Raw genomic sequence first — 14822 nt, forward strand, 5'->3', positions numbered from 1 at the left:
GCATCTCAAGCTGCGCATAAATTATCTATTTGCAGGGCCCCGTCGGACCGGCGAGCAGACAGGCTGGAGGGCAAGGCTTGAGCAGTCAAACAGGCAAAGCTGATCTGACAGCATGTGCGATCGTTTGCGTGCGCAACGAGATCCGCTATCTGCCTCACCTGATTGCCCATCTCGAAGAGCAGGAGCTTGGTGTTTTCTTCATAGATAACGGGTCTGATGACGGGACGCTCGACTATATCAGAAGCCGGGTCGGCAATGGCGTCCTGGGTGTCGAGGAGCTGCCCTACAGGGGCGTTTTTTCGCTGGGCGACCAGTTGCAGGCAAAGGCCGAAATCGAACAAGGCCTGCCGCATGACTGGATCATGCACCTGGACGCCGACGAGCGCCCGCATGCGTGTCTGCCGCAGGACAGCCTGCTGGATGTCGTGAAACGCGCGGACCGGAACGGCGACAATGTCATCAACTTCGAGGAGTTCGTGTTTCTGCCGTTCAATCTGCCGGACGAGGGCGGCGGAAATCTTGCGCGAAACGGCGGTGAAATGGCCTTTGCCTCCGAGTATTACTACTATTTCGCGCCCTCCCCGAGACGGCTGATGCGGCTCTACAAACGCAATGCGGGTCTGGATAACCGCGGCCGGGCCGGTCATTCTCTGGATGGCAGCGTCAGCGTATACCCGGAAAACCAGGTGCTGAGGCACTATATTGCGCTGGATCAGGAGCATCTGTTCTCGAAATATGTCGGCCGCAAATTCGACGAGAGCGAGCTCAGGCTGACATGGCACAAGAACAGAACGAACCTGACCCGGCAAGACCTCATGCTGACAGATGATGTGGCCCTGAACATGGACAGGCTTCCGCATGCCGAAAGCTATGCTTTTTCCAGAAACACCAATCGCCAAGACCATTTCTGGCATTGGTGACGGGCGTTGACGGGGCGGCGTTTTCGCAAAAGCGCCCGGGCCGGGCGGCTTGGGAAGACGCCTTGATCGTCACAACGCCACGCCCAGCCTCTGGCCCACGCCGGAGCGTTCCTGCAGGGGGCGCCACCAGCTTTCATTGTCGAGATACCACTGCACGGTGCGCCGCAGCCCTTCCTCGACCGTCACCGACGGGCGCCAGCCCAGCTCTTCGCGGATCCGCGTGGCATCGATCGCATAGCGCGCATCATGGCCGGGCCGGTCGGTCACGAAGGTGATCAGATCGGCATAGGGGGCAGGCCCGGGGCGCAATTCATCCAGAATGCCGCAAATCGTGCGCACCAGCTCCAGATTGGTGCGCTCATTCTCGCCGCCGATGTTGTAGGACCGCCCCAGCGCGCCCTTCTGCAGCACCAGAAGCAGCGCATCGGCGTGATCCTCGACATAAAGCCAGTCGCGGATGTTCGACCCGTCGCCATAGATCGGCAGCGGCTTGCCGGCCAGCGCGTTCAGGATCGTCACCGGAATGAGCTTCTCGGGGAAATGATAGGGCCCGTAATTGTTCGAACAGTTGGTCAGCACCACGGGCAGGCCATAGGTCTCGCCCCAGGCGCGCACCAGATGGTCGCTGGAGGCCTTGGAGGCCGAATAGGGCGAGCGCGGATCATAACCTGTCTCTTCGGTGAACATGACCGACGGATCGGCGGGCAGCGAGCCATAGACCTCATCGGTCGAGATATGGTGAAACCGGAAGCCCTCGGGCTTGCCCGCCTTCTGCCAATAGGCGCGGGCGGCCTCCAGAAGGTTATAGGTGCCGGTGATATTGGTTTCGATGAAATCGCCCGGCCCGTCGATCGAGCGGTCGACATGGCTTTCGGCGGCCAGATGCATCACCGCGTCGGGCGCATGGGTGGCAAAGATCCGGTCCAGGGCGGCGCGGTCGCGGATATCGGCATGTTCAAAGCTGTACAGCGGGCTGTCCGCCACGCCGGCCACGTTCTCGAGGCTGGCGGCATAGGTCAGCGCATCGAGATTGACCACGCTCAGCCCATCGGCCACCGCCCGGCGCACCACCGCCGAGCCGATGAACCCGGCGCCGCCGGTGACGAGAATTTTCATGAGGTCTCTCCATAGGTGAAGGGCGAGGTGAAGTCGGCGAACAAGGGGGCCGCCTCATCCTTGGCGCTCAGCACCACCTCGGCGCCCTCAAGGCCCCAGTCGATACCGATATCGGGGTCATCGAAGCGCACCGCGCCGTCGCATTCGGGCGCATAGTAATCCGAGCATTTGTAGATGATCTCGGTCTCGGGCTCCAGGGTGACAAAGCCATGCAGGAACCCCTTGGGCACCAGAAGCTGCTTGCCGTTTTCAAAGCTGAGCTCCTCGCCCACCCAGTGCCCATAGGTCGGTGAGCCGCGGCGGATATCCACCGCCACGTCGAACAGCCGGCCCCGGCCGCACCGCACCAGCTTGTCCTGGGCATGGGGCGGGGACTGGAAATGCAGCCCCCTGAGCGTGCCTTGCTGCAGCGAAAACGAATGGTTGTCCTGCACGAATTCAATGTCGATCCCGGCCTCGGCCATGCGCGCCCGGTTCCAGCTTTCGGAGAAAAAACCGCGGTGATCGCCATGCCGGGCCGGGGTCACCAGCAGGACATCGGGCAAGGCTGTCGGTGTTACGAGAGTCAAAAGCGCCTCCATAGTGTCACACAGGCCGGAGGGCCACAGCGGGCCTGTCCTCCGGGGTCGCGGGATGGATACTGCAAACCAGGCAGAGGGGCCAGCCCGCTTGTCCCCGGGTCATGCGGGCGGGCGGTTCTTGACAATGGGCCATTTGTTTCGTGAAAGAAGGCCAGCGCGCATCGGGGCGGGTTCCGCAAGGGCAGGCCCCGGCGGGTGTATGGATATCGGGGCGTTTGCCGAAAAACCTGATTGGCCCAGGTTTGTCGCCAAATCGCCCATAGAATGGTTGCCGAGGGGCTTTGAGCCCGTTTATTGCAGGGGCAACACGGCTCTGCAGAGGCACTTGGCGAGGAATATAGGTCTATGAACATCACACCCGTCATCCTCGCCGGGGGCATCGGATCGCGGCTCTGGCCCCTGTCGCGCAAAAGCTACCCCAAGCAGTTCGCCGCGCTGATCTCGGGCCAGAGCCTGTTTCAGACCACGCTCGAGCGGCTCTCGGGTGAGGGGTTTGACGCCCCGATGGTGCTCACGGGCGCGGATTTCCGCTTTATCGTGACCGAGCAGATGGCCCAGAGCGGCAAGCAGGCGCAGGCGATCCTGATCGAGCCGGAGGGGCGCAACACCGCCCCTGCGATTCTGGCGGCGGCGAAATGGCTTGAGGCGCACCGGCCCGATACGCTGATGCTGGTGGCGCCCTCCGATCATGCGATCCCCGATGCGGCGGGGTTCCGTGCAGCAGTGCGCGCGGCCAGTGCCGCGGCCGAGGCGGGCCGGCTGGTCACGTTCGGGATCACGCCGACGCGGCCCGAGACGGGCTATGGCTATATCGAGCTCAGCGATCCGGCGCAGGCCGAGGGCGTGCAGCCCGTCGCGCGCTTTGTCGAGAAACCGGACCGGGCCACGGCAGAGCAGATGCTGGCGACGGGGGGGTATCTGTGGAATGGCGGGATATTCCTGTTTTCCCCTGCCGCGCTGATCGCGGCCTTCGAGGCCCATGCGCCGGGGCTTCTGCCCCCGGTCACGGCGGCACTGGAGGAGGGCCGGCACGACCTCGACTTTCTGAAGCTCGACCCCGAGGCCTGGGCCGGGGCCGAGGAGATCTCCATCGACCATGCGATCATGGAGCGTTCGGACAGGATCAGCGTACAGCCCTGGGCCGGGGCCTGGTCGGACCTTGGTGACTGGCGCGCGGTGAGCGAGCAGCTGCCGCAGGACGCAAGCGGCAATGCCCTGACCGGCGCGGTCAGCACGATCGACTGCGAGAGCAGCCTGCTTTATGCCGAAGACGGCGGGCCGGAGCTGGTGGGCGTGGGGCTGAGGGATCTGTTGGTGGTGGCCATGCGCGACGCGGTGCTGGTGGCCGACCGCAACGCGGCGCAGAAGGTCAAGGATGTGGTCGCCCTGCAGCGCGACAAGGCAACCCCGGCGGCGGAAAGCTTTCCCTGGGATCACCGCCCCTGGGGCCGGTTCGAGACCCTCGCCTTGGGAAGCCGCTTTCAGGTCAAGCGCATCGTGGTCAAGCCCGGCGGCATCCTGAGCCTGCAAAGTCATCACCACCGCGCCGAGCACTGGATCGTTGTCGAGGGCACCGCCCTTGTCACCATCGGCGACACCCAGACGCTGGTGAGCGAAAACCAGTCGGTCTATGTGCCCCTGGGCGAGACCCACCGGATGGAGAACCCCGGCAAGGTGCCGATGGTGCTGATCGAGGTGCAGACCGGCACCTATCTGGGCGAGGATGACATCATCCGTTACGAGGATGTCTATGCCCGTGACCAGGGGGCCAAGGGGTGACATCCATGCCGCAGCCAGAACGCCGTGCCGGGAGCGCGGCCCCGCCGCGTGTCGATGTGGTCATGGCGGTCTACCGGCCCGAGCCTGCGCATCTGACGGCACAGCTGCAGTCTATTGCCGCACAGGAGGGGGCCCGCGTCCGGCTGATCGCGGTGATCGCCGATATGGTGTCGGGCGATCTGGTGCGCGACCAGGCGGGGGAGTGCGGGCTTGAGCTGCATATGGTGCAGGCCGATACCGAGCTCGATGCGGTGCGCGCCTTCGAGACCGGGCTGATCGAGGCGCTGGCCCTGCAGGAGAGCGAACCCGAGGCCCCTGCGCCTTTGATTGCGCTCAGCGATCAGGACGATATCTGGCACGCTGATCGTCTGGCCAAGGGGATCGCCGCGCTGGAGGCCACGGGCGCGCAGCTGGTGCATAGCGACGCGCGGCTGGTGGCGGCCGATGGCACGACCGAGATCAAACCCTCGATGTTCGCCTTCGAGCGGCGCCTCCGCAAGCCGGGGCTGCGCGGGTTGCTGTACCGCAACAACATCACCGGCATGACGCTGCTGATGCGGCCCGAGGTGGCGCGCATCGCCCTGCCCTTCCCGCCGCAATCGGGCGTGCATTTCTATCATGATCTGTGGCTGGGGCTGGTGGCGGGGGCCATCGGGGGCTCCAGGGACGGCGTGCACCTGATCGACGTCCCGCTGGTGGATTACCGTCAGCACGAGGGCAATGTCATGGGCGCGGTGGATCGTCAGCGCGGCTGGCTGCGCGGGCTCAAGGCCAAGAAGATCGACCGGATGTGGCTGCGCCGCGAGGCGGCGCCCTATGCGCTGGCACGCTATCTGGCGCGCAGCCTGCGGGTGCGGATGAATGAGGCCACGCAGGACGGGCGGCTCAGGACAGCCCCGGACCTGCGGCCCTTGCGCCCCTATCTGCGCGGCACGCTGGGCTCGGGCACGCATTTCTTTGACGCGCTCAGGCTGACCCTCACCGGCAAGCCGGGGCTCGGGCGCATTGCCGCGGGGTTTGGCATCGTCAATCTGGGCCGCGCCTACTGGAGCATCCGGCAGGCCATGGGCGAGGCCCGCGAGGATGCGCTGGAAGGGTTTGACGCGCGCATGTATTCGCTGTCGCCCGGGCTGGCCCCGGCCGAACCCAAACGCCCCAATGCCAAGCTGAACAAGCCGGTCCCCTATGAGGGGCTGATCGAAGAGCGCAAGCTGCCCCGCTGGACGCCCGAGTTCAGCGCCCCGGGCCCGGCGCTCAATATCCTGGTGCCGACGCTCAACCCGACGGAGGTGTTTGCCGGCATCGTCACCGCCTTCGATATCGGGCTGGGGCTGGCGGCGCGCGGCTACCGGGTGCGGTTCATTGCCACTGACCTGCCGGTGTCCTCGGCGGCGGCGTCGCGCGGCTTCGTGCTGCGTCGGCTCTCGGCTGAGGCGCGCGCGGGCGGGGCCGCGGAGCGGATCAGCCTGCATTGCGGTATCCAGAGTGATGCGATTGCGTCGCACAAGGACGATGTGTTTCTCGCCACTGCCTGGTGGAGCGCGCATGTGATCGACACGCTGATCCGCGAACAGGGCTATGCGCAGACCCGGTTCTTCTATCTGATCCAGGATTTCGAGCCCAATTTCTATGCCTGGGGGCCGGAATTTGCCAACGCATCGGCAAGCTATGAGTTCAACTTCGAGCCGATCTTCAACACCAGCCTGTTGCGCGACTATTTCGCCGGTCAGGGTTACGGTTTTGCCACGCCCGGGGCGCTGGCCTTTCATCCGGCGATCGAGATCGACCGCTATGCCGGCCCGGCCCGGCCCGAGCGGCCCCCGGGCAAGCGGCGGCTGGCGCTTTATGGCCGCCCCGAGGTGGAGCGCAACATGTACAGTTTCGCCGTCGAGGCGCTGGCGGGGTTCATCACCGAGGAAGGGCTGACGGCCGAGGAGATCGAGCTGATCTCCATCGGGCTCATCCATCCGCCGGTGAGCCTGCCGAACGGTCTGATGCTGACCTCGCTGGGCAAGCTGCCCTGGGAGGAATATCCGGACTATCTGCGCGAGGTCGATCTGGGCCTGTCGCTGATGTATTCGCCGCATCCCAGCCACCCGCCGATTGAAATGGCGGCCTCGGGCGTGCGGGTCGTGACCAACAGCTTTGGGCCCAAGGACCTGTCGAAGCTGAGCCCGGCCATCGCCTCGGTCGAGCCGACAACGCCTGCCGTTATCCAGGCCCTGCGCGCCGCCTGGGCCGCGCCGCCGGTGACGGCGCAGGAACGCAAGATTGACCTCAGCCAGCTTGGCCTTCACCCTGACGGGATGCTGGATGCGCTCGATACCCGGCTCGCCCGCCACCTCAGCAAAGACAAGACGACCTCATGACAAAAGAAATCCTGCTCCATGTCGGTTCGCCCAAATGCGGCTCGACCTATATGCAGAACGTGATGCTGAACAATGCCGCCCTGCTGGAGGCGGCGGGCGTGCGGTATCCGCATGACGGGGGCACCCATCCGGGCAATGCGGCAGATATCAAATCCATCACGCCGGCCCGTCTCGACAGCTATTTCGCGGGCGGGATGCAGCGGGTGATCCTGAGCCATGAGGATCTTTTCTCGCTGGTTCAGCATGGCGATACGCTGGCGGCGCTGACCGCGGAGCGCGGGATTGCCGTGCAGCTTCTGTTTTTCCTGCGCCCGTTCAGCGAGTTCGTCTATGGCGATTATTCGCAATTCATGAAGCAGTTCTTCCAGCGGTTTCTGGACACGAGAAACCCCTATGACGGGCGCGATTTCAAGACCTTCGCGCAGCGCCGCATCGACACGATGACGCCGCATCTCTATCTGCGCCGCTGGCAGCGCCGTTTCCCCGCGCGTCCGGTGATCGTGGCCAGCCACCGCGCGCTGCGCCCCACCCTGGCGGGCTGGCTGGGCGAGGCGCTGGCGGAGCGGATGGACTGGGATCTGCCGCCGGGCAAGGTCAACAAATCGCTCAGAATGCAGGATTGCGATGCGCTGGCGGCAGCGATGCGCGACCCGTCGGTCACCCAGTCCGAGATCCTGGCCATGCGCAAGGAGGCCTTTGAGAACCTGCGCGAGCCCGATGCCGGGCGCACGCCCGAGCGCACCGCCTGGCTGGAGGCGCAGTTTGCCCCGCATAACAAGGCGCTTCTGGATGAGTTCGGGTTCGACAACCGCCATCCTGACCATGGCGGGCCGTCCTGAGCCGGACCCCGCTCAGGCCTTGCGGCGTTCTTTCATCAGCTTCTGGTGCATCTGGATGCCCTCTTCGATATCGTCGAAGAAATGCAGCTTGGCCTCGTGCAGCACGGCCACTTTCTGACAGAGCTTGCGCACCTGGGCCATGGTATGGGTGACCATGATCGCCGAAGAGGTCTGCATCCGTTCGGCAAACAGCGCCTCGCTTTTGGAGCGGAACACCTCGTCGCCCACCGCGGTGACCTCGTCGACGAGATAGGTGTCGAACTTGATGCCCATGGAGACGCCAAAGGCCAGCCGCGATTTCATGCCCGAGGAATAGGTGCGGATGGGCAGGTAGAAATGCTGACCCAGCTCGGCGAAATCGGCCACGAAATCCGCCAGCTCATCGGTGTCCACGCCGTAGACTCGGGCGATGAAGCGGGTGTTCTGCAGGCCCGAAAGCTCGGGGTGGAAACTGCCGGCAAAGCCCACCGGCCAGGAGATATGCCCGGTCGACAGGATCTCTCCGCTATCGGGTTCCATCGTGCCGGCCAGAAGCTTGAGCAGGGTGGATTTGCCCGCCCCGTTGCGGCCCAGGACGGCCACGGCCTGATTGTCCGGAAAGATGGCCGAGATATTGTCGGCCACGACCTGCCGGCGGCCTTTCAGCACGAAGGTCTTGCAGACATTGCGCAGCTCGATCATGGCCCTGCCCCTGCCCTGCCTCTGCCCGTCAGCGCCGGTCGCGCAGCGAGTAATAGATCAGCGCCAGGATCGACCAGAACACGAAGGCCAGCCCGGTCAGCATCGCCAGAAGCTGGAACCGCTTGGGGTATTCGGCGGTCTCGGCCAGGGTCGGCTCGATATGGGTGGCCAGGTAGCGCGATTGCCGCTGCGCTTCGGCAAAGGCGGCATCCCGGGCGGCCTGGGCCGAAAGATAGCTCTGCTGGGCGAACTCGACCTCCACCTGCAGCGCTTCATATTCGGCCAGCAGATCGGAATAGGCCTCCTGATCGGTCCGCGACGGGCCGCCGCCGAAAGAGGCGCGCTCCTGTTCGATCAGCTCGTTGATCGTCTCGATCCGGTTGATCGCATCCTGAACCCGGCGGTCATTTTCCGGGATGCCCTGCACGCGCAGCGTCTGCAAATCGATCCGGGTTTCGGCCAGCTGCCGGTTGAGCGAATCCAAGAGCCCCATGCGCGTCTGGATATCCGCCTGCGGATCGACGATCTGGGTGCGGTTCTGGAATTCGAGCTTGGCCTGGCGCGCGACCTTGAGCTTGTCGACGGCCCGGCCGAGATCTTCCTCGGCATAGCTCATCGCGTCTTCGCGGGCGATGGCCGAGAGTTCGTTGATCATCAGGCTGCTTTCCTCGAACAGCGCCTGGGCGACATCCTGCGCATCCTGCGGGTCGAAGGCGAGCACGCGCACCTCGATCAGACCGCTGGAGCTGTCATAGAAGACCTTCACCATCCGGTTCCAGTGGTCCACCAGCGCCTCGATACGGGTGTCATCGCCGAGGCTGAAGACCGGGTCGCTCTTGTTGGTGTAGATCCGGGCCAGGTCGAGCTGTTCGTTGACGATGCGCACCAGCTGGTGAGAGCGGATGAATTCATAGAGAATATCGGTATCCGACGAACTGGAGCCGGACAGCTCGGTGATGTTCCCGAGGATCTCGATCCCCGAGCTGATCTCTTCCTTGCGGACCGAAAAGCCGACGGTGCTGGCATATTGGTCATCGGCGATCACGTAGAGATAAAAGGTGCTGAGGGCTGTGGGCAGCCCGACGCAGAGCACGAAGGACAGCATCAGCATGACATGGCGGGTCCGGCGCCGCGCATTGCCGGCCACCTTGCGCACCAGCGGCGCCTTGGCGGCCGCGGGCTTGGGCACGGGAGGGGTGGCGTCATTCATGGCGGTGTCCTTCTTGCCATAGACCCTTGCGGTCGCGCGTCCGGCAATGCGGATATTGCAGACCAGCCGGGAAACGCGTTAATGGTTTGCCGTTTCCTACCATGCCTCGCAATGCTAGGCTACAGGCCACGATGACTGAATATTCCCCCCAGGCCCTGACCCCGGCCCGGCCGCGCCGCACCGGTACGATCCGGACGATCATCGCGCTTTTGCTGCGCGAGATGTCGACGACCTATGGCCGCTCGGCCCTGGGCTATCTCTGGGCCATCCTGGAGCCGGTGGGCGGCATTGCGCTGATGTCCATCATATTTTCCTATGCGCTGCGCGCGCCGCCGATCGGCACCGATTTCGCGCTGTTTTTCGCCTCGGGGATGGTGCCGTTCGTGGCCTATATGGATGCCTCGAACAAGATCGCCGTGGCGCTGCGCTTTTCGCGCTCCTTGCTGTTTTATCCCGGGGTCACCTATGTGGATGCGCTTCTGGCGCGGTTCATCATGTCGGTGATGACGCAGGTGATGATCGCGGCGGTGGTGTTTTACGGGATCATCTTTTTCTTCAGCGTCGATGTGATCCTCGATATCCCCGCGATGGCGCTTGGCTTTGCCATGGCCTTTTCCCTGGGCCTGGGGATCGGCACGCTGAATTGCTATCTTCTGTCGGTCTACCCGATCTGGGAGCGCAGCTGGGCGATCCTGAACCGGCCGATGTTTCTGGTGTCGTGCATCTTCTTTCTGTTTGATGCCGTGCCCCAGCCCTATCGCGATTACCTGTGGTGGAACCCGCTCATTCATATCGTGGGCATGGTGCGCAAGGGGATGTACGCCACCTATGACGCCACCTATGTTTCACCGTTTTATGTCTTTTTGATTTCGCTGGTCTGTTTTGCGGCGGGCTTGCTTCTGCTGCGGCGATATCACAAAGACATCGTCAATAACTGAGGCAAGACAGGGCAACGGGGCACGGCGGGGCGCATGGGTTGGCGAGGCTATATACATCACCCTCGGAAGACGGTGTTTTTCTGGTCGCAGAAGGCGGCCTGCACCAGCCTGTTCGGCTTTCTGGCCGAGGATGTCGAGGTGCCCAAAAGCGACAAGCGGTTCTTTCACACCCATAGCGACGCCTATTTCGAATGCCTGCGGATGATGCGCAAGGAACGCTATCTTTCGGTCATTCTGGCGCGTCATCCGGTGACGCGGATCATCAGCGCCTATATCAACAAGTTCTGCCAGTATCGCAGCCGTCCGCTGCACGCCCGCGCCGATCTGGAGCCCTTTGCCCAGGAGCTGCATGACCTTTACTGCCGCGAGGCCGGGATCACCGGGGCGGCGGCAGAGACCAATGTGATGAGTTTCATCCAGTTTCTCGATACGGTTGCCATTTGCCGCGCCGCGCGTCCGGAGCCGGAGCTGCCGATCAACGGCCATTGGGAGACGCAGGTGCCCGCCGTGCTGCTGGGCCGGGGGCTCTATTATGACAGGATCCTGCATGTGGAGACCCTGAAAGACGATCTCGGGGCGCTGGCGCGGGACCTGGGCATGCCCTACACCCCGCGGCAGATGAACCGCACCAACCTGCCTGAGAGCGCAGAGGACGGCGCGCTGGTCGAGGTGCCGGCCTGCGAAATCGCCAGTCACGATTTCAGCTATGACAATTTCATAACCCAGGCCAGCCTGGAGCGGATCAAGTCCCTTTACGCGGTGGATTTCGCGACCTTCGGCTATCCGTCCGACCCGGCGGCGATGAAGGCTCCGGGCTATCGTTTCAAGACCCGGCACCGCAACTGGCGCAGCGTGCTGCCGCATCTGCCCAGATAGCGGGCGCGTCTCAGGGCGCGCGCCACCGAAACAACCGCCGCCAGCCCCCTGACAGGGCGTTCGACAGATCGCGATTGGCGCTTAGATAGGCGCCGAGCACGGCCTTTGCCTCGGGTTCCAGCGGGGCTTCGCTGGCCGGATCCTGCTCGAACTCGGTGTGAAAGCGCGCGCCCTGCATGGATTGCTTTTGCAGCACCGCGTTGCTGCCCTTGTAGCGCGCCACCAGCGCGACACGCTCGGCATGGGGCAGAAGGAAACGCCGGGACGGCACATCGAGCAGGCCGGGGGCGGTGTCGAAGAATGTCTGCAATATCGTCTCTGTTTCGGCCTGGTGCGTCCCTTTTCCGGCCAGCTTGCGCTTGAGCAGCCGGGCCGGTTCGATCAGCCCGGTGGGCGGGCTGACATTCGCCTCGGTCAGCGTCAGCGGCCCGTCGGCCAGCGTATCGGCCCCGATATAGCGCAACAGGCTGCGCACCGGTTTGTCGCGTGGCTCGCCGGGGTTGATTGGCACCGCAAAGGCGTTTTCCTCGCCCACGAACTTGATCCAGTAGGCCATGGTCCAGCCGAAATTCAGCACCTCCTGCCTGAGCCGCAGGGCGATCAGCTCGGAGATCGGCGCATCCCAGGGATGGCCGCCCTTGATCTGCTGTTTGTAGTCGGATTCGATCCACAGATCCTGACGGCGGAAAAAACAGATCACCTTCACCTGCGCGCCGCGCGCCTGCATGGTCCGGATGGTTTCGGCCATGGTGGCGGTGTTGAAGATATTGGAAAAGGCCTCGGCGCTGATCAGCACTGTGCCGGGCAGGCCCATGAAATAGGTCAGCCGGTCTTCGATGCCCCGGCGGTTCTGGGCCCAGATCGCCTCGGCCAGCGTATCGCCATTGCCCAGGAGCGGTGCCTCCCGGTCATGGAACATCCGGTATTGAATGCCCGCCTCGGCCAGTGCGGCGCGTTCGCGCCACAGATAGGCCTGCACGGTGGTGGAGGCGCATTTGGGCATGCCCACATGCAGATAGATCGTCTTGGCCACGTCGCCTTAACCCCTTCAGGACCGTGCGGATGCATGCCACACGATCCCCGGCGATTACAGCAGATCAGACAAAGATGAAATCATCCACGTCGATCTGTGACGCGCTGAGGCCTTCCAGGATGATCTTGTTGCCGCCATAGCTGAGCTGCACGCCGCCCGCGACAGTCGTCACATTGAGCGCATCGACATAGCCTTGCAGGCCCGAGCCGGGGGCGTTTTGCACCCCGCTCATCTGGATCTTGTCGATCCCGTCCTGGAAATCGGTGATGACATCGGTGTCGCCATTGTAAAAGGCGCTGAAGATGAAGGTGTCGGCGCCTTCATTGCCGGTCATCGTGTCACTGCCCGCGCCGCCATTGATCCGGTCGCTGCCCGCGCCGCCGTTCAGCACATCGTTGCGCCCGCCGCCGGCGATGAAATCATCGCCGACCCCGCCGCTGATCGTGTCGTCGCCCTCGCCGCCGCCGATCGTGTCATTGCCTGCGCCGCCGCCGATCACGTCGCGGCCGGTGCCGCCGCCCATGTTGTCATTGCCGTCGCCGCCCGACACGGTGTCATCGTTGAAGCCCGCGCCGATATCGTCATGGCCGCCTTCGCCGCTGATATTGTCATTGCCGGCCCCGCCATAGAGCCCGTCATCGCCCTCGCCGCCGGTGACGATGTCATCGCCCTGCCCGGCGCCGATCGTGTCGTTGCCGGCCCCGCCCTTGACCGTATCATTGCCCAGGCCGCCGCCGATATTGTCATGGCCGCCGCCCGCCGCCACGCTGTCATTGCCGTCCGAGGCCGAGATCTGGTCATCGCCGTTCCCGGCGTCGATGGTGTCATCGCCGGCCAGGCCCGAGATCGTGTCGCTGCGGCTGGTGCCGGTCAGGGTGTCGGGGCCGGGTGTGCCGGTGCGCACCTCGCCAGGCTGATCAAAGCCCAGCAGGGTCGAGGCACTCACGGTCTGGTCGCTGAATTCGAAGAACTCGACATTGCGGTAGATATCCGTGCCCAGGGCCGAGACGATCTGAATGCCCGAGCTGCCGCTTTGCGAGACGCTCACGCTGGCGCGCGTGACATCCAGAACAGCGGTATCGGTGCCCTCGGCCCCGTTGACCGTGTCATTGCCGGCATTGCCTTCGAGGCGGTTGTTGGCCTCATTGCCGCGCAGCGTGTCATGACCGCTGCCGCCAATGGCGTTTTCGATCACGCTGCCGGCGGCAATCGCCACGTTGTTGACCGAGCCGTTGATATCCGAAAACCGTTCGGCGCGCAGATCGACCCGCTGGTTGGCCGACACCGTGCTGACATCGATCGTGTCGATGCCCCCGGTGTCCCGGATCGTCCAGCCGATGGGCCCGCCGCTGTAGAAGCCCGGGTTGGCCGGGTCGCCATCGAACACGATCCCCATCAGATCGCCAAGCCAGCCGCCGACGTTGGAATTCGCCCCCCAGGTGGTGTTGCCGTGATAGGTCTGGGTGCCGCCATAGAGCAGGTCCATGGCGAAGTAATCGGCCATCATCGGCGAGACGAGCGCGACGTTCGAGCCCAGGATCGTGGGGTTTTCCGATGGGGTGAAATAGCTCATGACCGTCATCTGGACGCTGTCATTGGCATAGAGATTATCCGTGCCGTATGTCGCCGTCCCGTCATAGGGGCCGGAATGGCCCAGCCCGAGCGCATGGCCGATCTCGTGCAGGTAGGTTTCGAAGGAATAGCTGTCGATCGTGGTGCCGTAGGTCTGCAGCCACTGGGTGGAGATATTCACCGTCGCCTGGCTGGATATGCCGGTGCTGGGATCGATCGAGGAGGGTCCGGCGAAGGCGCCGCTCTGGGAATCGTCGAAGATGATGTCGGCGGAGGCCGAGCCGGACGGGATGAAGGTGATCCCGGTGGCGATCGACCAGCTTTCCAGGGCCCATTCGGCCAGTTGCCGGCCCTCGGCGGTGAGCGCGCTGGTGTTGTAGGTCAGGGTGCCGCCGGCCTGAGCATCGAGCCGCAGCGGGGTGGTGAAGCCCCAGTCCACCTCGGTCATGTAGGTGGCGATCTGCTCGGTGGTGTAGACATCGGTGGCCGCCTGCAGCGTGTAGTCGCCGGTTTTCGACCGGTAGCCGGACACCTCGATGTAATAGGTGCCGCTGACGGGGGCGGTGTATTGTATCCCGGAGAACAGCAGATACCGGTTGAGGTCGTCATTGGTCGCAACCTGGGTGCCGTTGCCGTCGTAGAGGGTGAGCACGGTATCGTCCAGGCCGCTGGTGCCGTTCGTTCCCCAGGCGCTGAACACATAGCTCTGCCCGGCATCGAGCTGGATGCGGACCCAGTCGGTTTCGGAGCTGCTGGAGATGGTCCCGTCAAACGTGTCGCCGACCGACATGACCGCGCTGGTGCCGCTATTGCCGGCCGCATCGGCGCCTTCGGTGAGCGTGGCCTGTTTCGTGACCGAAGTGATGTCGGAGGTATCGGGCTTCGCGACCATTTTCAAAACCTTCTGC

General features: G+C 64.0%; 12 protein-coding genes. 6 read left to right on the plus strand and 6 right to left on the minus strand.

Annotation, left to right across the window (positions count from 1 at the left end):
• Nucleotides 1–128: 128 nt before the first annotated feature.
• The gene (locus EI983_RS00160; RefSeq protein ID WP_157705205.1) at nt 129–920 is read left to right on the plus strand and encodes a glycosyltransferase family 2 protein; all 792 of its coding nucleotides are present in this window, start codon (nt 129–131) and stop codon (nt 918–920) included.
• Nucleotides 921–989: 69 nt separating this feature from the next.
• Here EI983_RS00160 and rfbB read toward each other — a convergent pair whose 3' ends face one another.
• The gene (gene rfbB / locus EI983_RS00165) at nt 990–2036 is read right to left on the minus strand and encodes a dTDP-glucose 4,6-dehydratase (RefSeq protein ID WP_157705206.1); all 1047 of its coding nucleotides are present in this window, start codon (nt 2034–2036) and stop codon (nt 990–992) included.
• Nucleotides 2033–2605 (minus strand): dTDP-4-dehydrorhamnose 3,5-epimerase, encoded by a 573-nt coding sequence (rfbC, locus tag EI983_RS00170; protein WP_246162105.1) that lies wholly within the window; start codon nt 2603–2605, stop codon nt 2033–2035. Before rfbC ends, rfbB begins: the two co-directional genes overlap by 4 nt.
• Nucleotides 2606–2962: 357 nt before the next feature.
• Here rfbC and EI983_RS00175 point away from each other — a divergent pair, with 357 nt between their 5' ends.
• From EI983_RS00175 to EI983_RS00185, 3 genes are read left to right on the plus strand one after another with little or no spacing between them, the layout of a single operon-like run.
• Nucleotides 2963–4396: a mannose-1-phosphate guanylyltransferase/mannose-6-phosphate isomerase gene (locus EI983_RS00175; RefSeq protein ID WP_157705208.1), complete on the plus strand. Its 1434-nt coding sequence runs from the start codon at nt 2963–2965 to the stop codon at nt 4394–4396.
• Nucleotides 4397–4401: 5 nt separating this feature from the next.
• Nucleotides 4402–6765 (plus strand): rhamnosyltransferase WsaF family glycosyltransferase, encoded by a 2364-nt coding sequence (locus tag EI983_RS00180; protein ID WP_246162106.1) that lies wholly within the window; start codon nt 4402–4404, stop codon nt 6763–6765.
• Nucleotides 6762–7604 carry a histidine phosphatase family protein gene (locus EI983_RS00185; RefSeq protein WP_157705209.1) on the plus strand — a complete coding sequence of 281 codons (843 nt, stop codon included), beginning with the start codon at nt 6762–6764 and terminating at the stop codon, nt 7602–7604. The genes EI983_RS00180 and EI983_RS00185 overlap by 4 nt, the downstream gene beginning before the upstream one ends.
• 12 nt (nt 7605–7616) lie before the next feature.
• On the opposite strand, the gene EI983_RS00190 is transcribed toward EI983_RS00185, so the two are convergent.
• Nucleotides 7617–8285, minus strand: coding sequence for an ABC transporter ATP-binding protein (locus EI983_RS00190; protein WP_157705210.1), 669 nt, complete (start codon nt 8283–8285; stop codon nt 7617–7619).
• 28 nt (nt 8286–8313) lie between these two features.
• Nucleotides 8314–9495 carry a KpsE/RkpR family capsule polysaccharide export protein gene (locus EI983_RS00195; RefSeq protein WP_246162107.1) on the minus strand — a complete coding sequence of 394 codons (1182 nt, stop codon included), beginning with the start codon at nt 9493–9495 and terminating at the stop codon, nt 8314–8316.
• Nucleotides 9496–9626: 131 nt separating this feature from the next.
• Here EI983_RS00195 and EI983_RS00200 point away from each other — a divergent pair, with 131 nt between their 5' ends.
• Nucleotides 9627–10433, plus strand: a complete 807-nt coding sequence (locus EI983_RS00200; protein WP_157705211.1) for an ABC transporter permease — start codon at nt 9627–9629, stop codon at nt 10431–10433.
• Nucleotides 10434–10505: 72 nt separating this feature from the next.
• A complete protein-coding gene (locus EI983_RS00205) occupies nt 10506–11309 on the plus strand; it encodes a sulfotransferase family 2 domain-containing protein (RefSeq protein WP_157705212.1) in 804 nt (267 codons plus the stop codon).
• 10 nt (nt 11310–11319) lie between these two features.
• Here EI983_RS00205 and EI983_RS00210 read toward each other — a convergent pair whose 3' ends face one another.
• The gene (locus EI983_RS00210; RefSeq protein ID WP_157705213.1) at nt 11320–12342 is read right to left on the minus strand and encodes a hypothetical protein; all 1023 of its coding nucleotides are present in this window, start codon (nt 12340–12342) and stop codon (nt 11320–11322) included.
• 64 nt (nt 12343–12406) lie between these two features.
• Nucleotides 12407–14806, minus strand: a complete 2400-nt coding sequence (locus EI983_RS00215; RefSeq protein WP_157705214.1) for a M10 family metallopeptidase C-terminal domain-containing protein — start codon at nt 14804–14806, stop codon at nt 12407–12409.
• Between the last annotated feature and the right edge of the window lie 16 nt (nt 14807–14822).

It is taken from the genome of Roseovarius faecimaris (genome assembly GCF_009762325.1).
Classification (GTDB): domain Bacteria; phylum Pseudomonadota; class Alphaproteobacteria; order Rhodobacterales; family Rhodobacteraceae; genus Roseovarius; species Roseovarius faecimaris.